The 20604-nt window shown below is 73.1% G+C and carries 18 protein-coding genes and 1 pseudogene; 6 read left to right on the top strand and 13 right to left on the bottom strand.

Going from position 1 to position 20604, the window contains the following annotated elements:
* Positions 1–31 precede the first annotated feature (31 nt).
* Entirely contained in the window at positions 32–1042 is a 1011-nt protein-coding gene (locus tag ABTY20_RS22755) for a questin oxidase family protein (protein ID WP_351998852.1), read from the top strand.
* Between the two features lie 139 nt (positions 1043–1181).
* On the opposite strand, the gene ABTY20_RS22760 is transcribed toward ABTY20_RS22755, so the two are convergent.
* Entirely contained in the window at positions 1182–1961 is a 780-nt protein-coding gene (locus ABTY20_RS22760) for a DUF429 domain-containing protein (RefSeq protein ID WP_351998853.1), read from the bottom strand.
* 401 nt (positions 1962–2362) lie between these two features.
* On the opposite strand from ABTY20_RS22760, the gene ABTY20_RS22765 reads away from it, so the two are divergent.
* Positions 2363–2782 carry a hypothetical protein gene (locus tag ABTY20_RS22765; RefSeq protein WP_351998854.1) on the top strand — a complete coding sequence of 140 codons (420 nt, stop codon included), beginning with the start codon at positions 2363–2365 and terminating at the stop codon, positions 2780–2782.
* 24 nt (positions 2783–2806) lie between these two features.
* On the opposite strand, the gene ABTY20_RS22770 is transcribed toward ABTY20_RS22765, so the two are convergent.
* Positions 2807–3328 carry a DUF4396 domain-containing protein gene (locus tag ABTY20_RS22770; RefSeq protein WP_351998870.1) on the bottom strand — a complete coding sequence of 174 codons (522 nt, stop codon included), beginning with the start codon at positions 3326–3328 and terminating at the stop codon, positions 2807–2809.
* A gap of 585 nt (positions 3329–3913) precedes the next feature.
* Positions 3914–5059 (bottom strand): SGNH/GDSL hydrolase family protein, encoded by a 1146-nt coding sequence (locus tag ABTY20_RS22775; RefSeq protein ID WP_351998855.1) that lies wholly within the window; start codon positions 5057–5059, stop codon positions 3914–3916.
* A 225-nt stretch (positions 5060–5284) separates the two neighbouring features.
* Between ABTY20_RS22775 and ABTY20_RS22780 the strand changes: the two genes are divergently transcribed.
* Together ABTY20_RS22780 and ABTY20_RS22785 are read left to right on the top strand one after the other, a co-directional pair.
* Entirely contained in the window at positions 5285–5581 is a 297-nt protein-coding gene (locus ABTY20_RS22780; RefSeq protein WP_351998856.1) for a hypothetical protein, read from the top strand.
* A 578-nt stretch (positions 5582–6159) separates the two neighbouring features.
* Entirely contained in the window at positions 6160–6609 is a 450-nt protein-coding gene (locus ABTY20_RS22785; RefSeq protein ID WP_351998857.1) for a VOC family protein, read from the top strand.
* Positions 6610–6754: 145 nt separating this feature from the next.
* On the opposite strand, the gene ABTY20_RS22790 is transcribed toward ABTY20_RS22785, so the two are convergent.
* From ABTY20_RS22790 to ABTY20_RS22805, 4 genes and pseudogenes are all read right to left on the bottom strand, one after another.
* Positions 6755–8107 (bottom strand): endonuclease domain-containing protein, encoded by a 1353-nt coding sequence (locus ABTY20_RS22790; RefSeq protein WP_351998858.1) that lies wholly within the window; start codon positions 8105–8107, stop codon positions 6755–6757.
* Positions 8108–8358: 251 nt separating this feature from the next.
* Positions 8359–8721, bottom strand: a pseudogene (locus ABTY20_RS22795) (MFS transporter); the annotation flags it as partial.
* Between the two features lie 143 nt (positions 8722–8864).
* Positions 8865–11033 carry an MMPL family transporter gene (locus tag ABTY20_RS22800; RefSeq protein WP_351998859.1) on the bottom strand — a complete coding sequence of 723 codons (2169 nt, stop codon included), beginning with the start codon at positions 11031–11033 and terminating at the stop codon, positions 8865–8867.
* Positions 11034–11059: 26 nt separating this feature from the next.
* Positions 11060–11608: a TetR/AcrR family transcriptional regulator gene (locus ABTY20_RS22805; RefSeq protein ID WP_351998860.1), complete on the bottom strand. Its 549-nt coding sequence runs from the start codon at positions 11606–11608 to the stop codon at positions 11060–11062.
* A 177-nt stretch (positions 11609–11785) separates the two neighbouring features.
* Here ABTY20_RS22805 and ABTY20_RS22810 point away from each other — a divergent pair, with 177 nt between their 5' ends.
* The gene (locus tag ABTY20_RS22810) at positions 11786–13987 is read left to right on the top strand and encodes a TerD family protein (RefSeq protein ID WP_351998861.1); all 2202 of its coding nucleotides are present in this window, start codon (positions 11786–11788) and stop codon (positions 13985–13987) included.
* Between the two features lie 135 nt (positions 13988–14122).
* Here the strand turns inward: ABTY20_RS22810 and ABTY20_RS22815 are convergent, their stop codons facing one another.
* From ABTY20_RS22815 to ABTY20_RS22835, 5 genes are all read right to left on the bottom strand, one after another.
* Positions 14123–14359 carry a hypothetical protein gene (locus tag ABTY20_RS22815; protein WP_351998862.1) on the bottom strand — a complete coding sequence of 79 codons (237 nt, stop codon included), beginning with the start codon at positions 14357–14359 and terminating at the stop codon, positions 14123–14125.
* Positions 14350–14682: a DUF952 domain-containing protein gene (locus tag ABTY20_RS22820; RefSeq protein ID WP_351998863.1), complete on the bottom strand. Its 333-nt coding sequence runs from the start codon at positions 14680–14682 to the stop codon at positions 14350–14352. The genes ABTY20_RS22815 and ABTY20_RS22820 overlap by 10 nt, the downstream gene beginning before the upstream one ends.
* Positions 14683–14792: 110 nt before the next feature.
* Positions 14793–15350 (bottom strand): telomere-protecting terminal protein Tpg, encoded by a 558-nt coding sequence (gene tpg, locus ABTY20_RS22825; protein ID WP_351998864.1) that lies wholly within the window; start codon positions 15348–15350, stop codon positions 14793–14795.
* Between the two features lie 12 nt (positions 15351–15362).
* Positions 15363–17573 carry a telomere-associated protein Tap gene (gene tap / locus ABTY20_RS22830; RefSeq protein WP_351998865.1) on the bottom strand — a complete coding sequence of 737 codons (2211 nt, stop codon included), beginning with the start codon at positions 17571–17573 and terminating at the stop codon, positions 15363–15365.
* Between the two features lie 282 nt (positions 17574–17855).
* Positions 17856–18440 carry a TetR/AcrR family transcriptional regulator gene (locus tag ABTY20_RS22835; RefSeq protein ID WP_351998866.1) on the bottom strand — a complete coding sequence of 195 codons (585 nt, stop codon included), beginning with the start codon at positions 18438–18440 and terminating at the stop codon, positions 17856–17858.
* A 236-nt stretch (positions 18441–18676) separates the two neighbouring features.
* Here ABTY20_RS22835 and ABTY20_RS22840 point away from each other — a divergent pair, with 236 nt between their 5' ends.
* On the top strand, positions 18677–19549 hold the full coding sequence (locus tag ABTY20_RS22840; protein WP_351998867.1) for an SGNH/GDSL hydrolase family protein: 873 nt from the start codon (positions 18677–18679) through the stop codon (positions 19547–19549).
* A gap of 42 nt (positions 19550–19591) precedes the next feature.
* Here ABTY20_RS22840 and nadE read toward each other — a convergent pair whose 3' ends face one another.
* Positions 19592–20422 carry an NAD(+) synthase gene (gene nadE / locus ABTY20_RS22845; RefSeq protein ID WP_351998868.1) on the bottom strand — a complete coding sequence of 277 codons (831 nt, stop codon included), beginning with the start codon at positions 20420–20422 and terminating at the stop codon, positions 19592–19594.
* Positions 20423–20604: the final 182 nt, after the last annotated feature.

A 20604-nucleotide genomic window follows, 5' to 3' on the forward strand; every position in this document is an offset into this window, starting at 1 on the left:
CCGCCGGGATGTCCTGCCTACTGTTCCTGCCATGGATACGACAGGGACTCTGGACGAGGCTCTCGAGCGACTGCACGGCTCGGGACCCGAGCGGCTCGGGCGGCTCACCAACCACGCGCCGATGGCCGTCGAGGCCCTCGCCGCTCGCGGACAGGCGCACGCGGTGCACCGCTGGCTCGACCTGTACGCACACAAGCTCGAGGAGTTCCCGTCCCGTGTCGAGCCGGTCACGGACGACGGGTGGCTCTCCGCGCTCGGTGATCCGCGTCGCGTGGCCGACTGGATCGGCTACTTCGAGCGCGAGGTCGCCGAGCGTCCGTGGCGTGAGGTGCTCACGCGGTGGTGGCCCCGTCTCCTCCCCGGCGTGTACGGAGGCTCGACGCATCCGGTGATCCGGGTGGGCCACGCCGTGCGCACACTCCTGTCCGACGAGATCACCGAGCCTCGTCTGGCCGAACTCGCTCACGGCCTCGGCTACTGGGCCGCGCGCCACCGCCCCGTCGCAGCTCCCGCCCCGCTGCCCGGCGCCGGCAGTGCGGCCGCCGCTCTCGACACGGTGCCGTCCATCGCCGTGCAGGAGGGCGGCTTCCCCGCTCGGCTGGACCGCGTCAGGGCCCTGCCGGTGTGGGCGTCCGCGGTGACGGAACCGAGCGACGTGTACCGCCACCTCGCCGAGCTGGTGCGGGCGGCAACACACCGGTACGCCACCCACGGCCACGGCGAGGAAACGATGCTGGTCCACGCGGCCACGGCCCCCAACGCCGTGCTGCGCGCCCTGCCCGCGCTCCCACCCGCCCTGTGGCCGTCGAGCCTGCAGGCGGCCTGGACGGCCTCCGCGGCGGTGACCGCGATGTACGCGCCGGCCACCCCGGTCGCGTACACCCCGCCCGGCACCGTCACTCCCGAGGAAGTTCTCGAGCGGGCCCTGGCACACGGCGACGAACACGTCATCAAGCTGACGGACACGGCCCTCGATGTCGGCGACGGTCCGGCCCTTGCGGCGGCTTTGCGTTCCATGGAGCTGAGCACCCCGTGGGGATGAGGGGCCTTGCCCCGGGCCTCCCCCGCGGAGGCGGACACGGATCGGGCGCCCTCCCGACGGCGTCGCGGTCCCGTCAGCCCACCGAGGCCCTCGAAGCGACCCCGGCCGCCCGGCTTTCGCGGCAGCGTGCCGTGACCGGTCAGCCGGCGCAGGTCGAGGACCGTGCCGCGGCCCCGTCCTCGGGGTGCGGCAACAGCGCCCATGACCCCGGCACCGGCAGGTGGATCCAGCCCTCGATGCGGGCGTCGTCGAGTTCCGTCGCCTCGGGGCGGGTGGTCAGACCACGTGCCACCGCACGTGCCGTCAGTGCGCAGACCAGCGCGTCGAAGGCGTGCTCACTCGCGTCGTAGGCGTGCGCCGTCGGCTCGTCACACCGCAGCCAGGGCGCGGCGGCGAGCAGGGCGTCCATCCGCCGGGGGCCGTCGAGAAGCCCCCAGCGGTGCCGGGACGCCTTCGGGTACACCTCGGCGATCGGTCCACGCCCCGTCCGGTCGACGCGGACGCCGCGACGGTTGAGCTCGTCCTCCAGATGAGCCCACCGCGCCACCATGGCGCCGATCCGGTCAAAGGGGGCCGGAAGCGGGGGCGCGACCGGGTGGATCCGGTCGCGCACGATCCGGTCCGTGAGGCGGTAGCGCAGGTGGTCCTTGCGGTAGCGCTCGCTGTCCTGGCCGCGGCCCGGCCACGGGTTCCCGGCGAGGTGCGCCCCGACCGCGCGCACGAACGCGGCCGGCCACCCGAACGGCGTGTCGACACCGGCCCGGTCGCCGGGACGCAGCCCTGAGAGTTCGTTGATCAGCAGGTCATCGGTGCACGTGAGAGCAGGTGGCCCGACCGCGGCCGTCCCGCCCGCCCACTCCACCACCGACATCGCCGTCTTGGAACGGTCGGCTGACAGATCGACCCCCACCGTGCGCATGCCGCCCATGGTGGCAGCTCCCGCGCGCGCGTGGTCCCGTGGACTCGATCGTCCGTACGGGTCGATCGAGTTCGCGTCCTCGCCGTTGCCGGTACCGCCGGATCCTCCCGGTCGGCCTGAAGCGGGTGGCACCGCCAGTGCGGCTGTAAAGCCGTGGCCAGAACCCAAGGGCGGCAGTTGAACAGCCTTTGGCCGGCATTCCGGCCGCGCGTTACGCTGCGCTGGCTCCGCCCGGTTGACGCCGGTGACCACGAAGGCGGTCGGACGGCGTGGACCGTGTCCGTTGAGGGTGTCCGCTCCTTCAGCGCCGTCAAGCGCTGCTCATCCGGAACCGTTCCCGAAAACCGTTGGCGTGCACATGACTTTGCTCCTGTCCCGCATCGCCAGGAAGGAAAGCGACCATGAAGCGATCGAATCGTGTGAAGGCGTTGGCGGCACTCTCGGCGGCGGCGGCCTGCCTCGCGGTGGCGCCGACGGCCTCTGCCACGCCCGTCGGGGCTGCCGCGCCCACCTGCGTCACCGACAGCGCAACGAAGAACTTCGGCCGTGGCGAGATCAGCATCTGCATCGAGAACGGCCGGGCGCACGTGACCGGATGGGTGGAGGACCTGAAGCCGGGCGGCTGGGTGGACGGGGTGTGCGTGGCCTGGTACATGACCTGGAAGACCGCCTCCGGAGACGACTGGAGTTTCGCGCCCGTGGCCTGCGGACACGCGGGTGGCGCCTACGTGAGCTTCGACTACGACCCGTCGGACTGGTCCGGGGGCCCGCAGGGCATCACGGGCGTGGAGGACGTGTCGTTGGGCATGTTCGACGCCTGACAGCGGCCGACCCGCCGCTGCGGGTCAGTGGTAGGCGTGGACGACCGCGTGGCCCTTGCCGCGGCCGATCATCCACTTGTTCACCGGGGTGGTGATCAGGAAGGCGATCGCGAAGCCGCCCAGGATCGAGGTCCAGAACAGCCGGTCGGACAGGTGGGCGTCCATGGCTCCGGGAACCAGGGCGATGATGCCGTTGTCGACGAGTTCCATCACGGCGATGGAGACGGTGTCGGCGGCCAGCGCGACCTTGAGGGCGGCCTTGAAGTCCAGACCGGCGCGGCGGACGGCGAAGAGGGTGAAGGAGTAGCCGAACACGAAGGCCAGGGCGATGGCCAGGACCATCGTGGGCACGTTGCCCCACATCAGGGCGGTGCCGATGACCATGCCGAGGATCTCGCCGACGGCGCAGCCGGTCAGGCAGTGCAGGGTCGCTTTCGCCGCCGTGGACCATGAGGCGCCGACGGTGGGACCGTGGTGGTGCGTGCTTCGACCGTGAACGCCGGCGTGGCCGTGTGCGGTGCTGGAGTGATGTGCGCTGCGGTCCATGACCGTCACCCCGCTCTCGTCCGGTGTGACCCTCCAGCGGGTCCTCACACATGTGGACTATATACCCCGTGGGGGTATTCCGGAATGGTGGCCGGGGTGGGAGGAGCCGGGCGCATACGGCACGTCGCCGCGGGGGCGGGACCGGCGGATCCCGCCCCCGGCGGGCGAAGGGGCCCGCTCCGTCGGTGCCGGTCCGCGCCGGGGAGTCCGACCTCCCGGAACCTCCGCGGACCGCCACTGCGGTGACCCCGGTATCGCGCGACGTGTCGGCGTCACGCTGCACGGCCCACCGCGCGCCCGCGGAGTGCGGCGCGGCCGACGCCGCCGAGGACGACAGGAACGCCACGGTCAGCGCCGGCATCACAGCCGGTGACCGCAGGCGATGGAAGATCATGGTCCGAGGCCGGGAACCGTGAGGGCCGCCGGCCCTCCGGGACGCGCCCCTGCTCGGACGGGGGCCGGCCGGATGGACGCCCGTTCCCGGACGGGAGCCGCAGCCCTTGCGCAGCCGCGTCCGGGGTGTCGCCCGCGGCCTCGGCGCACGTGGACGGTCCGGGCCCCGCCCGGCCCGGACCGTCCTCCCGGTCACCAGGTCAGCGGCAGAGTGGCGAGGTGCCGGTCGAGCAGACCGGAGATGATCCGGTGGTCGTGGAGCGAGGGGTGCCAGTCGCAGCCGAGCCGGTCCAGGCCGGGATCGTCGTAGTGCCAGTGGCTGACCCGGCCGTCCCCCCGCGCGTTGCGGTCCTCGACGATGCCCTGCGTGGTCTCGGCGAAGGCGGTGCCGGACACCGGGGTGGCGCTGACCACCAGGAACGTCCTGCTTCCGTAGCGGGCCCGCAGCTTGTCGAGGAAGCCGTGGTAGGCGCTCGTGTAGGCGGCGATCAGTTCGCTCTGCGTGGCCCACGGCTCGCCCGGGCGGAGCGGGGTCGAGAAGTCGTTGATGCCGAGGCCGATGACGACGACCTGCGGCCGCCAGCCGCGCGGCTTCCGCCAGACGTCGCCGGCGACGTTCAGCAGGGCCCGGTCGTAGTAGGTGCGGTAATCGGTGCCGGGGTCGCCGCCGTTGTAGTTGCGGACCATGCCGCGGCCGGAGAACGCGTTCTGCTGGTGGTCGGCGCCGAGCTTCCGGGCGGTGAGGGCGCCGAAAGCGAGGTCCGCGTTGCTGTTCCGGTCGACTCCCCCGTTGGCGGAGCAGTCGCGCGTGTCCGACGCGTTGCCGTATCCGGCGGTGAAGGAGTCGCCGATGAACTCGATCTGCCTGCTCCGCGCCGCGGGGGCGGCGAGGATCTTCCCTCCCCGGGCGGCGACGAATCCGCCGAAGCGGCCGGCGGCCCACGGGCTCTCCGTCCGCTTGACGAGCCGCACGGTGTGCTCGGTGTCGGCGAGGCCCTCGACCCAGGACGTGGTGCGCCCGGGAGTCACCAGTGTGCCGACGGTCGTCCCGTCGATCCGGACGTCGTAGTCGTTGACGGAGTCGTCGAGCACGACTCCGACGCCGGTGCCGCGGAACCGGCCTTCGAAGGCGATGCCGGGCCAGGTGTACCGCACCGAGCCGTCGGCTGCCTCCTTGACCCGGCCCACCGTCCGGAACCCGGCGAAGGCGGCGGACGGCGGGGAGCGGTGGGCGGCGGGCGCCTGGGAGGGAGCGGCCGCGGCGGTGACACCCGCAGTGACGCTCGCGGCGGCGGCCGTGAGCAGTGCCCGCCGGGAGAGAGGGGGAGCGGTGCGCATGAGCGGTCCTTCCGGTGTCGGGAGATCTGCACGTGCGGTGGTGCGGGAGCGCTCCCATCATGGCCGTGCCGGTGCGGCGTGGGGAGTGGCCGGTGAGGCCGTTCTGAAGACCCTCCCGGAGTTCGCCGGCGGCGCGCGGCCGCATCGGCCCGGCTCACCGACCCCGCGGGCGCACCCGGTCACGGCGCCGACCACGCGGCCCCGGGGGGGGAGACCGTCACGCGGGTGCGCCACGCGGCGCTCGTCCTGTCCGACGGCCGGGTCGCCGGGCGCGTGCGGACCGGGTTCACGGGCAGCGGGCGGCTGTCCGAACCCGGTGAGCTGCTGCGGCAGTGGGTCCGGCTCGGCGCCCGGACCCCGCCCACCGGCTCCGCTCCGGGGCGCCGGCTGCTGTACCGGCTCGGCGACGTGGCACTGCTGCCCTGGTCTGGTGGGGGCCGCGGCTGCTGCCCGTCCTGCTCGACCGCGTCACCTGCCCCGCCTCCTCGCTCGGCGCCGTCGCCGCCACCACCCTGGGCGTGATGGTGAGCGAGGCCCGGCGCTCGCTCCTCTCCTGTCAAGGCAGCACCGGTGGGCCCCTGCTCTTCTCCGTCTCCGTGGGTTCAGGCGTGCCGGCGACTCCCGTCCTCGGCGTCCTCGCCGGCCGCGCCGGCCATCCGGATCCGCAGCCGCGCACAGCAGCCCGCACCGCCGGCACCGTGGACCCGGCGGCACCGTGGAACCGGCGTCCCTTCCGTGATCCTCGGGGACGCCGGTCGGCTCCGTGGTCCGGGACCGCTCGGGTCACCCCGCGGACCGGGCCGCCGACGTCTCGTGCCAGGCCGCCGCCGAGGGCACCGCGCTCCCCCCGTCCCGGCCGGCGCCGCCCTCGTCCGAGAACCTGTACCTGCGGAACCGGCGCGGGAATCCCCCCGGCCGGAGGGCGGCGGAACCGCCCGGCACGTGGTCGGGCCCGGCGAGCCGGCCTCCTGCGCGGCGCCGGGGACCGCCGGGCCCTGCGGACCGGACGCCACGCGCCGAGGCTCCGTCGGTGGGGATGCCGGGTCGTTTTCCCCGGGCGGGCCGCGTTCGGGCGGAGCCGTGCCGGGCACCTGGGTCCCATGGCCGATGACGCAAGCCGTATCCGGCTGGTGCAGACCGTGCTCGACAGCACCGACGCCCGTAGCCTCGCCGAGTTCTACCGGCGCCTGCTGGGACTCGACTACGCCGAGGGCGACGAGCCGCCCCCGGCCGGGCAGCCGGACGAGCACGGCGGGGACTGGCTCGTACTGCGCCGCCCCGACGGCGGCCCGCAGCTCGCCTTCCAGCAGGTGACGTGCCTGCGTGAACCGGACTGGCCGGACGGCCCGGTCCCTCAGCAGATGCACCTCGACCTGAGCGTCACCTCACTGGAGGAACTGCGGAGCCAGCACGAGCGCGTGCTCGCCCTCGGCGGCAGCCTGCTCAGCAACCGTGACCGGCCGGACCCCGACGACGAGGAACGCTTCCGTGTCTACCGGGACCCCGAGGGCCACCCGTTCTGCATCTTCGTCGCGGAGCGGAACGGGTAGCCCGCAGGGTGCTGTACACGGCCCGGCCCCCGGGGTCCCGCCCGGTGGGGCGGTACCGGGGTGTTCCGGCAGCCCGCGCGGCGGCCGCCGGAGCCACCGCGCAGCCGCACCGGTCGACGTCGGCGTCGGGTCCCTCGTCGCCCGCTCAGAAAAGCGCCAGACCCTCACCGTCGGTGTCCGCGACGACCGGCCGGAACCGGTCCGGGAGGCCGTCCAGACGGTCGGGTCCGGCCTCGGCCGCCACGGCGGGGGCGGTCTCGGCCAGCCAGGCGCGAAAACGCTCGGCGGCTTCGCGGTAGGGGATCTGCGCCAGCACACGGTGCTCGCCGGAGGGACACAGGTCGACGGCGACGGTGAACAGGCAGGAGGCAGGCGCGCGGTGGCTGCCGGTCCAGGACACGCGCAGCGCACCGCAGGGTCTGCGCCCGCGGGAACCGTGGGGGTCGCGGTGGGTCGGGCGCAGTGACCGGCAGGCGGTGTGGGCGGTCCACGCGGCGAGGTGGGGCAACGGCAGCACGGCACGGGCGCGGCAGCCGGGACAGCGGTGCCAGTGGCGGAGCCAGTCGGTGGCGTGGGTGTGGAAGAGCCGTGTGTAGTGCTGGGACACGCGGATGTCGTTGCTGTAGAGGTGGTCCGGTCGCTCCTGCGTGTTGCAGGAACGGCAGACGGGGGCCCGGACGTAGCCGTGTTCGTGGCAGTGGTCGAGTACGGCGGCGGGCGCGGTGCGGCAGACGGCGCAGCACCACCCGGCCACCTTGCGGGAGGTGCCGGGTTTCCTGCTGAGGACCGCGTACAGATGGCCCTTCAGTTCCTCGTGGTACGGGCGCAGGGGGGCGGTCGGACCGTCGGGACTCGTCGTCTGCCGGACGTCGGCGGGCCGGTCCTGCCGGCGGCGGGAAGGCGACTCGGTGACGGTTGCGCCTGCCTGACGCGTCCGCGCGGCTCGCAGCCACCGCATTTCGGTGTGCTCGGCCGCATCCAGCAGCCTGACCGCGGCGCGCGGCAGCCACCACGTCCGCGCCGTCCGGTCACGGGTCCTCTCCACGAGCATCCGCCGCCAGTCGATCCCCGCCAGATGGTGCGGCCGGTCGCCGTCGCATCGTGCCGCCCGCCCGGGCTCGTCCCCTCCCCCCAGTTCCCGGGCTATGCGCCGGCGCCACCGCAGCGGCGTTCCCTCCTGGTGCTCCTGCGTCGGCCCGTCACGGAACGGACCGATGCGGACCAGGTCCTGACGGTCCAGCTCCACCGCGTTCAGCTCCGCCGCCGCCCGGCGCACCTCGCTCTCCGGGACGCCCCACCGGCCGTCGCCCGCCTCCACCGTCGTCACCACACGGCCGCCGAGCAGGACGTAGCCTCCTCGGGCATGGGCCGGAGGGCGGGTGAACGCGGCGGAAGCCGTCGGCACGGCGCTGTCGGCCGTCAGACCGGCCCACAGGGCGTCCGCGGCCTCCAGGGTGATCAGGCCGCCCGCGCGGCCCGGGATGACACGCTCCGACATACCGACAGGCTAACGGCCGCTCCCCCGCGGGGCGGGCGCCGCTCCCGCCGTTCCGCCGCGCCGGACGACCTCCCGGCCGGACCGAGCAGCAGTGGTCGCCGCGGGTCCGCCGACGGTTTTCCGGGCCCGCAGCCGCGTCCGCGGGACGGACGGCGACGGGCCCGGGCACGTCGGGGAACGACGGCCCCGGTGCGCGAGCGCCGCGCGGGGCCGGGTGGCCCTGCGCGGAGCGGTCTTCGGGGAGCGGGGGTTCATCGACGGCCGGTGCCGGTGCCCCGCAGCGGGCCGGGCTGCCGGACGGAGGACGGCGGGGCGTCCGTGTCGTCCGCCCGCGCATCCGGAGGAGCTCCGTGGTGCGGTGCGGGGGGTTCGGGCAGCGCGCGGAACAGCAGCCAGCACACCGACGGCATGAGGACCAACGGTGTCAGGGCGGTGCGCAGGGACGTCACGTCGGCGATGCCGCCGATGACGGGGCCGGTCAGGCCGCCGACGCCGACGGCGAGACCGAGCGTGATCCCGCCGGCGGTGCCGACCCGTGAGGGCAGGTGGTCCTGGCCGAGCGTGACCTGGAGCGAGAAGGGCACGTACAGGCCGACCGAGGTCGGTGCCACGAACCGGAGGAACGCGGACGAGCGATGACGACGGCCCGGAGACGGCGCGCTCCCCGGTGCGGTCCGGTGAGGGGGAAGAGAGCGGGGAACGGAAGAGGACGGGGCCGCCGCGCGGCCCCGTCCTCCGGTCTGCGGTCCGGCGCGGGTCAGACCGGGACGGGCGTTTCGTCGCGCGTCTCCGCGTCCAGTCGCCGGCTCAGCTTCTCGCCCTCGATGTCGAGGTCGGGCAGGGCCTTGTCGACGGGCCGGGGCAGCCACCAGGCGGCACGGCCGAGCAGCGACATCACCGCCGGGACCAGGGTCATGCGGACGACGAAGGCGTCGATGACCACGCCGACGGCGAGGGCGAACCCGATGGATTTGATGATCGGGTCGTCCATCAGGACGAAGCCCCCGAACACGGAGGTCATGATGAGCGCGGCGGCCGTGACGACACGGGCGTTGTGGCCCATGCCGCTGACCATGGCCGCCTGCGGGTCGGCGCCGTGGACGAAGTCCTCGCGCATGCGGGAGACGAGGAAGACCTCGTAGTCCATGGCGAGGCCGAACAGGATGCCGATGAGCAGGATCGGCAGGAAGCTCACCAGCGGGCCGGGGGTGTCGACGCCCACCAGGCCGGCGAGGTGGCCCTCCTGGAAGAGGGCGACGGTGATGCCGAAGGTCGCACCCACGGTGAGCAGGAAGCCCAGGGCTGCCTTCAGCGGCACCAGGACCGACCGGAAGACCAGCATGAGCAGCAGGATGGACAGGCCCACCACCAGGAGCAGATACACCGGCAGGGCGTCGGCGAGCTTCTCCGAGACGTCGATGCCCAGGGCGGTCGCGCCGGTGAGGGCGATGTCGGCGCCCTTGATGTCCGCGACCCGGTCGCGGATGTCGTGGACGGCGTCCTCGGTGGCGACGGCGGTCGGGCCGGCTTCGGGAATGATGGCCAGCAGGGCGGTGGTGCCCTTCTCGTTCAGCTGCGGCGGGGCCACGGTCAGGACGCCGTCGGTGTCCTTGATGAGGGAGGTGGCCTTCTCGGCGGCGGCCCCGGTGGACCGCGCGTCCTCACCGTTGACGACGGCGACGAGACGGCCGTTGAAGCCCTCGCCGAAGCCCTCGGACGTCAGGTCGTACGCCTCGCGCGCCGGGGATCCCTCGGCTGCGGTGCCCGCGTCCGGCAGGGCTATGCGCATGTCCTGGGCGGGGAGGGTGAGCGCGCCCAGCCCGAGGATGCCGGCGACCAGGAGCGGCACGCGCAGCTTGGCGACGAGCCGGCCCCAGGCGAAGCCGAAGCCTTCGGCGACGGCGCCTTCCCCGGCGGTGTGCCCCTCCGGGTGGCGCTGCTTGCGCGGCAGGATCTTCTTGCCGGCGAAGGAGAGGAAGGCCGGCAGCAGGGTGAGGGCGACCAGCACGGCGACGGCGACGGTGCCCGCCGCGGCCAGGCCCATCACGCTCAGGAAGGGGATGCCGACGACGGAGAGGCCGGCCAGGGCGATGACGACGGTGACGCCGGCGAAGACGACGGCGGAGCCGGCGGTGCCGGTCGCGCGGCCGGCGGCCTCCTCGGGCCGGAGGCCCTCGGCGAGGTACTGGCGGTAGCGGGAGGTGATGAAGAGCGAGTAGTCGATGCCGACGGCCAGGCCCAGCATCAGCGCCAGGATGGGGGCGGTGGAGGTCAGTTCGATGACACCGGTCAGGGAGAAGAGGCCGGCCATGCCGACCGCGACGCCGATCAGCGCGTTCAGCAGGGTCATGCCGGCGGCGACCAGCGAGCCGAAGGTGACGACCAGGACCACCGCGGCGACCAGGACGCCGAGCGCCTCGGTGGAGCCGACCTCCACGTCACCGCCCATGACCTCGCCGCCGTGCTCGACCCGCAGGCCCTCGGCGTCGGCGCCGACGGCCTCGTAGGCCGACTTCTGCTCGTCGGTGACCTCGTCGGCGGTCTTGTCGAACTGCACCTGGATCAGGGCGTAGCGGCCGTCCTCGGAGACGGAGCCGACCTGGAACGGGTCCATGGCGGCGGTGACGCCGTCGATCCCCGAGGCTTCCTTCACCAGGGGGGCCACCGCGGCGGGGGCCAGCTTCCCGCCCTCGGGCGCGGCGACGACGATGGTGCCGGTGGCTCCGCCGGCCTGTGGGAACTGCCGGTCGAGGTCGTCCAGCGCCCGCTGGGACTCGGTGCCCGGCATGGAGAACTTGTCACTGGTCGGGCCCATCAGGGTGGCGGCTCCGACACCCAGCAGGATGAGCAGGAGCAGCCAGACCGCGGCTATTCGGCCTCTTCTGCGGAAGGAGAACCGCCCGAGCCGGTACAGCAAGGTCGCCATGGAGGAGGGGTCTTTCCGTTAGGGGGTCAACTGGGGGTGTGGTCAAGCGTCCGCAGCGCACTGCGGATCATTTCGGCGCGCAGCACCTCGTCCGGCGCCACCTCGTCGTCGGTGGCGCCCGTGATGAAGACGGCGCCCAGCACCATCCACGCCGCCACCCGGTCCGGTGCCCTCCGGGAGCGGCCGGCCAGCGCGTCCAGCAGTCTGTCCGCCAACTCCATGACGCCGAGGTCCTGGTGGCAGGACATCTCGGCGATGTCCTCGAAGAGGAGCCGGATCTCGCGGCGGAACCGCAGCGTCAGGTCGACGTATCCGACGACGGTCTCCTCCACCAGCCGGCCGCCCTCCAGTCCGGCCACGCGGTCGAGCAGCGTGGCGAGGGCGTCCCGGGCCGGGGACAGCAGCTCGGTGAGGATCTTCTCCTTGCCGGCGAAGTGGTAGAGGAGCGACGCCTTCGAGCAGCCCGCGTCGGAGGCGATGTCCTGCAACGACGTGCCGCGGAAGCCGTGCACGGCGAACAGTCGCAGTGCCGACTCCAGGATCTGACCGCGCATGGCGGAGGCGGAGCGTGCCATTCCTCAACCGTAACTGTCCGATCGGTCAGAACTGACCGATCGGACAGCGTGGCGCTGTGGCTTGCGTCACTCTTCCTGCCCCAAGGTCCAGGGAGCGCATCACAAGCGGGAACCGGAAGAAGAGGGCGACGGGAAACTCCCGTGCGTCGGCTCGCACGCCTCTGCGATCATCCCCGGATGACGCACCATCTCGAATCGCTGGTCATCCGGCACACCCACCGCCTCCCCCGCCCCCAGGGCTCCGCGGGCGAAGGAGCCACCGCCGCACGGCGATTCGACGCGGCCTTGGCGTCCGCGGGCTTCAAGCTCTCGGCGGAACTGCTGGAGCGGCTGTCCGGGCTGTCCGAGGCCGCGGTCGTCCGCACCGCCAGGCGGACGCTGCACGCCGTGAGCGAGATGGTGGGCGATCACGTCCGGCACAACGCGTACTTCATCGACTTCCCGGAGAACGTGCCGGACACCGAGGAGTTCTGGATGCGGTGCGTGACGGAGGCGCTCCTCGACGACACGTCGCGGGACGACGTGCTGACGCGGCTCGCACACGGAGCGCTGGACCTGCTCGGTCTCCCCAGGTACGGCCGCTACCAGCACACCTACGAGGAGATGCTCGCGGCGCAGGACGAGCTGATCGCCTCGGCGGGCGACCGGGTGACCGTCCTGCACCTCGGGCGGGACCTGGGCGACGAACTCACGGACCTGTACCTGGCCTTGGCGGGCAGCACGACGCCACTGGGCGAGGACCACCTGCGCGACCTCGAGATCCTCGCCGGGCACTGCGCGTCCGGCCCCCAGCCGGAGTCGATGCCGGTCCGGGAGAACCGGGCTGTCGTCAACAGGGCCCGTCTCGCCGTCGGCGCGGATCTCCTGCTGGACACCGTCACCGATGTGCTGCGGCTGGCCTGCGCGCTGTCGGGCGGCGACGTGACGCTGCAGGAGCCGACCCGGTTCCGGACGCTCTCGCGGCCGGTCCGCCGCGCGCTGCTCGCGGGCCTCGACGCCGTGGTCGCGGCGAACCCCGCCGGACCGGCCGATGTGCACGCGCACCGCGAGCCCTTCAAGCGGCTCGGCGAGCGTCTCCACCCGCACGAGTACCCGCGCTGGCCGCACGCCGCCGATGTGTTCGCCGTGGCGCGGGGCGAGAAGGAGGCACGGTCCTTCGACAGCCGTGTCGAGGCGTTGCTCGACGAGTCCGACGTCCTCGGTGCGGTACGGCTGTTGACGTCCGCGCCCGGCAAGCTGTTCCGCGCCCTGGACCGCCTGCTGCGCACCGCCGCCGACCAGGAGCAGCGGGACGCGGTGGTGGACGCCGCGGTGCGGGTCGCTCCCGAGGTCTCCGGCCGGGTCGTGCTCTCGGTCCGCGAGCACTTCCAGAACCGGGAGCGGGAGACCGGCGAACCCCGGATCTTCGTCAACCGCCGGGGCCGGGGCCGGGCAGCCCCCGACGCCCGGCGGCCGGTCCCCGCCGCCGACCGCGACCGTCTGATCGCCGCCCTCGACGCCGAGACGCGCCGCAGGCTTCCGGCACCGGGCCGGCTGCTGCTCGACCCCGACGTCCTCGACGTGGCGCTCCCGCTCAGTGGCAGGGCGACCGCGGCCGGGCTCGGCGTACTGCCGCGAGGTTCGCTCTCGGCGGTCGACGGCGAGCGGCTGCGCTTCTTCGTCCACTGGAAGGAGACCGGGCGCCGGACCGACTACGACCTCTCGGCGCTGCTTCTCCGCAGCGACTACGGCACCGACTCCTGGCTCTCCTACACCTCCCTCAGGACCGTCGGGGGCAGGCACTCGGGCGATGTCACCGAAGCGCCCGACGGAGCCTCGGAGTTCATCGACCTGTCCTTGGACCGGGTGCGCAGCGCGTTCATCGTCCCGCAGGTCAACATCTACGCCGGCGAGGGCTTCGAGGAGGTCGAGGAGTCGTTCTTCGGTTTCATGCTGCGCGACGGTGAACAGAGGGGCCGGCCGTTCGAGCCGCGCACGGTGCGCATGAAGTCGGAGCTCCGCGGGGCGGGCCGGGTGGCGCTGCCGCTGGTGTTCCGGCGCGGGGACGACGGCCGGTGGCGCGCCACGTGGCTGCACCTGTATCTGAAGGGCGTCTCGTCGGCCAACCGGGTCGAGGAGAACCAGGTGTCGGTGTCCAAGGTGGTACGCGCCGTCGTGGAGCGCGAGTACCTGACGGTGCGATACCTGACCGACCTGATGTCCGGCGACACCACGGCCGTGGAACTGTGGGACGGCGGGCCGGTCCCGGACGAACCCGTGATGTACATCGGTCTCGAACGCCCCGAAGGGCTGCACCCGGACTCCCAGGTCGTCACCCCCGAGAATCTGCGCGACGTGATCCCGGGCCGAGTGCTAGCGTTGTCCGCGGCGAGGCCATGAAGGGGCTTCCTTCTCAATTCCTTCCTGAAACAAGCTCTTTCGCTTTCCTCGCCCTCGACGTCACTTCGGGCGGCGCCCGCACTCACCCTGCGGGCGCCGCCCGAGCCGTGTGGGCGGGATCCGGAGACGGGCCGGCTAACGGCTCCTGACGAAGCAGAGCGTTCCGCCGTCCTGGTCGGGTGTGGTGCCCGCACACGCCGACTCCCGGCCCCGGGGAGGCGACGGCGTGGGGCCGGCCTCCTCCCAGCCGTACCGCCGCGGCTCCGTCGAGTCCTGCAACCACAGGGTCAGCCCGCCCGCGGCGGTCCCGAGGATCAGCCACGCCACCACCGCCCACCGCCACCACCTGCGGCGGCGGTCCGTCAGCGCCACGGCTCCACCCTCACCACCGCATCCACCGGAATCGGACCGTACACATGCGGGAACTCCTCGGCGCCGGGCTCCGGAGCCTCGTACTTCACCGGCACGTCCAGCCGCCCGGGGTCCACGACGAGCACCACCAGTTCGTCGGGACCGTCGTAGGAGCCGTACAGGAAGGCCGCCACGGAGGGGAGTTGGGCGCGCGTCGCGCAGTGGACGAAGCCCTCCTGCGCGAGGGTGCGACCGCGCGTCGACAACCGGTACGCGCCGTGTTCACGGGCCGCGTCCCACAGGGAACGTTCGGTGATGTGGAGTATGTACGCGTCTTCGGGCATGGGCTCACGCTACGGTCCCCGCCGTGCCGCCCGCGCGCGAACACCGATCCCGGCGTTTCCGGGCCCGGGTCCGGACACGGACGAGGACCCCGGGCGGGCCGGCACGGAGGTCACAGGTCGAACTCCAGGTGTTCGACGTCGGTGAAGCGGACCTCTTCCAGCTGGCCGGCGCGGCTGCCGTTGTCCTGGAAGTACACCTCCCTGAGCGCTTCGGCGGCGATCTCCTGCAGCCGCTGGTCGCCGGCGCCGGCCTGCTGGGCGTCGAAGAGACGGGCGGCGTACTGCGGCGGCAGGGCGACGGTCAGGTGGCGGATCCGGTCCTCGTCCGTCGAGCCGATCGGCGCGGTGTAGCCGATCCGGGCGCGGGTGTCGATGACGATGCCGCCGGTGGTGGCCGCCCTCGCCCTGGCCCTGGCGCGGATCTGCGGCTGCCAGCGCTTCTTCACCTCGCGTTCCAGACGGGCGGCGAGGTCCGGGCGGGGCTTTCTGATCTGGCCCTTCACGTACCGTTCGACGGTGCGCTGGGAGACGCGCAGCGTCCGGGCGACCGCGCGGGTGCCCTTGAGCTGTCTGACCAGGTACCGCATCTGGGCGGGTGCGCTCTTGGGCGCCGGGCGGGTGAACGCCTTCTGCACCGCCGCGTCCAGGCCGTCCCCGAACAGGGTCATCGTCGCCTTCTCCTACTCGCCGTTGTCGATGTCGGTGACGGTGCCGTCCTTGATGTAGCGGGCGAGGTTGAGCTCCGGGGCGTCGAACCGGTCACGGACCTCCTCGCCCCACAGGACGCTCTGGGTGCCCTCGTGCTTGACCAGACCGGGGTTGACGCCGAGCTTGAAGCCGCCGGGCAGCGGCTTGCCGCCGGAGTAGGGCAGGAAGTCCAGCGGCGAGGGCCCGTCTGCCGCGTAGACGACGCAGTCGGACAGGATCGCGACCGGGTACTGGCCGGTGAAGGCCGCATGTTTGACGATCTTGCGGTGGAGGTTGACGCGGGTGCGGGAGATGACGGCCGCGCGGATGTCCGGCCGCCACGTCGGGCGGGACAGGGCGCGCCACGGCTGCCCGGGCCGCCAGCCCTCGCCGCGGGGACGCTCGCGCAGCTTGCCCAGGCCGCCCTTCACGGTCGCCTTGATCGCCGAAGCGACGATCGCCAGCTGCGGGTCGCGCTCCCTGTGGCCGTCCATCGCCGCGAGGAAGTCGGCCGGCGCCGTGTCGGCGTGCACGCCGAGGTCGGCCATCGTGGCCAGGTAGGCGTCGCGCAGCCGCTGGTACCAGTCGTCCAGGTAGCGGCCGTTGTCATACCGGACGTACGCCTCGAGCGGTTGCACCTCGTAGCCGAGCTCGACCGCGTACGCGACGGTGGGCGTGGCGTACCAGGCCGGACCCCGGGGGCGGTCCCCCTTCGGTGTGAACGGGCTGGGCAGCAGGCCCGCGTCCAGCTCCGCCCACCTGTCCTTGCCGACCTTCACCCTCGACAGGTCGACGTGGGAGAGGTCGACCAGCCAGGAGCCGGGCAGCTTCGGGTCGAACACCGGGTTGGTGACGTGGGTGGGTGCGCCGAGGCCGACGACCAGGCCGTTGGCGCCGGCGGCGAAGGCCATGTTCACGTCGATGCCGACCAGGTGCCGCAGGGTGCACTCGGCATCCGTCATCGGCCGCGCCCAGTCGTACGCCTCCTCGAACAGCTTCTCGTCGGGACCGCGGACGTGGAAGCGTGGCAGGCCCGCCAGGAGGGGGTGGCCGTCGGGGGCCTCGCACGGGGCGCAGTCCACCGGGTCCTTGCCCAGTGAGCCGGGGTTGCGCTCGGAGTGCCGCTTGCCCGTCGCGTCGGGTGCGGAGGCGCGGGTCGGTGGGTGCAGCGCGGTCATCAGCTCCAGGCCGGTGACGGCGGTGGAGCCGCGCGGTGTCATCACCCGGGAGGCGTACACGCCCAGGACGCGGGCGAGGTCCGCCGGCGGGAGTTGCGCGGCCCCGCCCCAGTGCCGGGAGTCGAGGGCGTGCCAGGACGGGACGCACAGCTGCACGCAGGTGCGTTCCGCGCCCCGTGCGGGGCGGTAGATCCGCGCCCACGGCCCGAAGCCGCGTTTCGTCAGCTTCCACTCCGCGCGCGCGAGCTGCCTGACGACCTTGTGGCCCTCCGGGATCCGCCCGGCCAGCCGCTCCTCGTCGGTGAGGGCGACGGGGAGGCCGTAGCGCTCCAGCGCGGCCTCGGTGAGCACGAGCAGCGGATCGGCGTCCCGGCCCGGCCCGGACAGCTTAGGCTGTCCGAGCCCGGCCTCCTTCAGCGTCCAGTCCACCAGGGCCGGGAGGGACTTGGCGGGCACGTCCAGTACCAGGCCGCCGGTGCAGTACGCCAGCACCCGCCCGTTCGCGTCGACGTCGACGACCGCGAGCGGTCCGTTCCCGAACCGCGGACCGGCGGCGCCCCCCGGGATGCCGGCCGGAGCCGCCGTCCGCGGGTCCGGGCGCCGTGACGTCGTCGACGGCCCGGGGGTGCGCGGTGCGGCGACCGGACGGGACGGGGTGGCGCTCCCGGCCGCGGCCTCGGGTCCGCGGTCCGTGGACGGGGTCCGGGGCTTCGGCTCCGGGGGCGCCGGAACGGTGGGCGTCCCGGGTGTCACTGCGTCCTCACCCCTGGTGCCGGAGTCGGCCGGGGCGGGGTACAGCTCGGAGAGTCCGTCCAGGAGACGCGCGTACGCGTCGCGCTCCGGCGGGCGGGGCTCGGTCTTGCCGGATTCCCAGCCGCTGACCGTGGCCCGGCGCACCTGCAGCGCGGTGGCGATCTCGTCGATCGTCAGGCCGTGGGCCTTGCGCAGACGCCTGCGCTCTTCGGGTGGCGGCAGAGGGGCGCGGGACGCGAGGAGCGCGTCGACCCGGTCGAACAACTCGGACATGGAGGGCCTCCTGTTCCTTGATCATAGCGTGGAACGTACGGATCGAGTACGCATCACGTACGGAACGCGTACGAGTCGCGCGCGCATACCGCTCGGTCCGCGCAGGACGCAGGAAGGCGTCCGGCACGGCGGTGATGTGTCACCGCTGCCGACCGCCCGGCCCTGCCGTACCGGCCGCCGCCCACCCCTGACGTGACGGTCCGGACGGTGAAGGGGGCCGGACGGTGCGGCGAAGCCGGAGGTCTCCGCCCGGCTCCCCGCGTTCGCGTCCGGACACGCGGCTCACGGGACCGCACAGGCCGCGGCGGCGTCAGCGGTTCCGGGGGGCAGCACCCCTTGGAGCAGTGCGCCGTACCGTGCCGCCAGCTCGGCACGGTCCATGCGGAGCAGCCCCTCGTCCCCGACCACCCACAGGGCGTACAGCAGTCCCCCCGCCAGGGCGGCCGCCATGCGCGCGCGGACGTCGGCGTCGGGGCCGGGGAGACGACGGCGCAGTGGTGCGACGAAGAGGTGTTCGTGCGTCTCGCGCAGACGCGCGTGGATCTGCGGTTCGCCGCCGCCGTGCACCAGGGCCAGGAAGACGCCCCGCGCGGAACCGCCGAGTTCGACGAGGAGTTCGGCGAGTCGCTCCCCCAGGTGCTCCAGGGGCACGTCGAGCAGCGGCTCGTCGTCGATCGTCAGGTGCATCGTCTCCAGGAACAGCAGCTCCTTGCTCTTGAAGTGACGGATCACCAGCGCGGGGTCCGTGTCGGCCGCCGCCGCGATCTGGCGGACGGTGGTCCTGGAGAAGCCCTGGCTCCGGAAGAGCCGGGCAGCGGCCGAGTGGATGGCCTCGCGGGTCGTGACGCTGGAGCCGGTCTGCAGCATGCGGGACAGGATAGGGGCCCCGACGCTTCGCACCTGCGGGTTCGCGCGCCCGCGGAGGTGAGCGGGGAGCCTTTCGTGAGCATTTCAAGAAGTCCGGTCAACAATGTTGACTCCCCGTCGGGGGCCCTGCACATTACTTGACGGTAGAACCGTTCGGTAAGGACGCGGTCCGGCACCCCCTGCGCCCGCTCCGCCGGCCGCCACCCCGCCGCTCCGCCCCCGGGAAGAGGGATCACATGCCGAAGCACGTCCTGCGGAATGTCATGGCCACGTCAACCGCGCTCGTCAGTGCACTCGCCCTCGGTCTCACGGGCGGCGCCGCGCACGCCTCCGCGTCCCTGGACTACGTCGCCCTCGGTGACAGTTACAGCGCCGGGTCGGGCGTGCTGCCCGTGGATCCCACCAATCTGCTGTGCCTGCGCTCCACCGCGAACTACCCCCATGTGATCGCCGCCCGGACCGGCGTCCACCTGAAGGACGTGACCTGCGGCGCCGCCCAGACGAAGGACTTCACCACGGCCCAGTACCCCGGGGTCGGACCCCAGGTGAACGCGCTCGATGCGGGCACCGACCTGGTGACGCTGACGATCGGCGGCAACGACAACGGCACCTTCATCAACGCCATCACGGCCTGCGGCACCGCGGGCGTCCTCAGCGGGGGCAAGGGCAGCCCCTGCAAGGACCGGCACGGCACCTCCTTCACCGACCAGATCGACGCGCGCACCTACCCCGCGCTGAGGGCCGCCCTGCAGAGCGTTCGCGCCAAGGCGCCCCACGCCCGCGTGGCGGTCCTGGGATACCCGTGGATCACGCCGGCGGAGGCCGACCCCTCCTGCTACGTGAAGCTCCCGGTCGCCGCCGGTGACGTGCCGTACCTGCGTGGCATACAGGCCCATCTGAACGCGGTCGTCGAACGCGCCAGCGAGGAGACCGGCGCCACCTTCGTGGACTTCTCCCGGATCTCCGAGGGCCATGACGCGTGCAAGCCCGGCGGCACCCGCTGGATCGAGCCCCTCCTCTTCGGCGGCAGCCTCGTGCCCGTCCATCCCAACGCCCTCGGGGAGCGGCGCATGGCCGAGCACACCATGAGCGTCCTCGGCCTGAGCTGAGGGCGGCGCACTCCACCCGCGCCGCCCGCCCCGGCCGGCCGGTCAGGGGGCGGCGGGCAGCCGGCGCTTGTGGTCGGTGAGGCGGTAGCGGCGGACGATCGTCTCGAAGGCCTGCTCGTCCACCGGCTTGCCCTCCAGGAAGTCGTCGATGACGTCGTAGGACACCCCCAGCGCGTCCTCGTCGGCCTTGCCCTCGTCGAGGCTCTCCAGATCGGCCGTCGGGACCTTCCACACCAGCTCGGCGGGGGCGCCCAGCGCGTCCGCGACGGCGCGCACCCGGCGTTTGGTCAGGCCGGCCAGCGGGACGAGGTCGGCGGCCCCGTCGCCGAACTTGGTGAAGAACCCGGAGACCGCCTCGGCGGCCTGGTCCGTGCCGACGACCAGCCCCTCGTGCGCGCCGGCCACCGCGTACTGGGCGATCATCCGCTGGCGTGCCTTGATGTTGCCGTGCACGAAATCCTGGTGGTGGGCGTCGCGGAAGCTCACCCCGGCGGCCAGCGCGGCCTCGAGCGCGGCGTCACCGGCGGGCTTGATGTCCACGGTCAGCACGTGGTCGGGCCGGATGAAGGAGAGCGCGAGCTGGGCGTCGTGCTCGTCGGCCTGGACCCCGTAGGGCAGCCGCATCGCATAGAACCGTGCTTCGTGTCCGCCGGCCCGCGCCCGTTCGACGGCGAGCTGGCACAGCCGTCCCGCGGCGGTGGAGTCGATGCCACCGCTGATGCCGAGCACCAGGGCGCGCAGGCCGGTGGAGGTCAGCCGCTCGGTGAGGAAGGCCACCCGGCGCTCGATCTCCCGCTCGGCCTCGAAGGTCTCGGAGACGCCCAGTTCCCGGGCGATCTCCTTCTGCAGGGCGATGGACGCCGGCTCGCTCACGTCTGCTCCTCGTTCCGGTTGGCGATGTGCTGTCGTTTCCCCGGCTACCCAGGAGCCCTCCGGAGAATCCGGACGGGAGGGAGTGTCCCCCTCCGTCATGAGGTGACCTCCGTGCCGCCCGGCCGCGGCGGCGTCCCGCCACCGCCGCGGCGGTGGCGGGACGCGCGCGGTGCGCCTCCCGG

This window comes from Streptomyces sp. NPDC126497, from assembly GCF_040302425.1.
Classification (GTDB): domain Bacteria; phylum Actinomycetota; class Actinomycetes; order Streptomycetales; family Streptomycetaceae; genus Streptomyces.

Excerpts from the sequence above, each read along its gene's own strand:
- ABTY20_RS22760 (WP_351998853.1), bottom strand. The coding sequence starts at position 1,961 with ATGCGCACGGTGGGGGTCGATCTGTCAGCCGACCGTTCCAAGACGGCG.
- tpg (WP_351998864.1), bottom strand. The coding sequence starts at position 15,350 with ATGACCCTGTTCGGGGACGGCCTGGACGCGGCGGTGCAGAAGGCGTTC.
- ABTY20_RS22770 (WP_351998870.1), bottom strand. The coding sequence starts at position 3,328 with ATGGACCGCAGCGCACATCACTCCAGCACCGCACACGGCCACGCCGGC.
- ABTY20_RS22810 (WP_351998861.1), top strand. The coding sequence starts at position 11,786 with ATGACGCACCATCTCGAATCGCTGGTCATCCGGCACACCCACCGCCTC.
- ABTY20_RS22765 (WP_351998854.1), top strand. The coding sequence starts at position 2,363 with ATGAAGCGATCGAATCGTGTGAAGGCGTTGGCGGCACTCTCGGCGGCG.
- ABTY20_RS22755 (WP_351998852.1), top strand. The coding sequence starts at position 32 with ATGGATACGACAGGGACTCTGGACGAGGCTCTCGAGCGACTGCACGGC.
- ABTY20_RS22820 (WP_351998863.1), bottom strand. The coding sequence starts at position 14,682 with ATGCCCGAAGACGCGTACATACTCCACATCACCGAACGTTCCCTGTGG.
- ABTY20_RS22785 (WP_351998857.1), top strand. The coding sequence starts at position 6,160 with ATGGCCGATGACGCAAGCCGTATCCGGCTGGTGCAGACCGTGCTCGAC.
- ABTY20_RS22840 (WP_351998867.1), top strand. The coding sequence starts at position 18,677 with ATGCCGAAGCACGTCCTGCGGAATGTCATGGCCACGTCAACCGCGCTC.
- ABTY20_RS22800 (WP_351998859.1), bottom strand. The coding sequence starts at position 11,033 with ATGGCGACCTTGCTGTACCGGCTCGGGCGGTTCTCCTTCCGCAGAAGA.
- tap (WP_351998865.1), bottom strand. The coding sequence starts at position 17,573 with ATGTCCGAGTTGTTCGACCGGGTCGACGCGCTCCTCGCGTCCCGCGCC.
- ABTY20_RS22835 (WP_351998866.1), bottom strand. The coding sequence starts at position 18,440 with ATGCTGCAGACCGGCTCCAGCGTCACGACCCGCGAGGCCATCCACTCG.
- ABTY20_RS22790 (WP_351998858.1), bottom strand. The coding sequence starts at position 8,107 with ATGTCGGAGCGTGTCATCCCGGGCCGCGCGGGCGGCCTGATCACCCTG.
- ABTY20_RS22805 (WP_351998860.1), bottom strand. The coding sequence starts at position 11,608 with ATGGCACGCTCCGCCTCCGCCATGCGCGGTCAGATCCTGGAGTCGGCA.
- ABTY20_RS22775 (WP_351998855.1), bottom strand. The coding sequence starts at position 5,059 with ATGCGCACCGCTCCCCCTCTCTCCCGGCGGGCACTGCTCACGGCCGCC.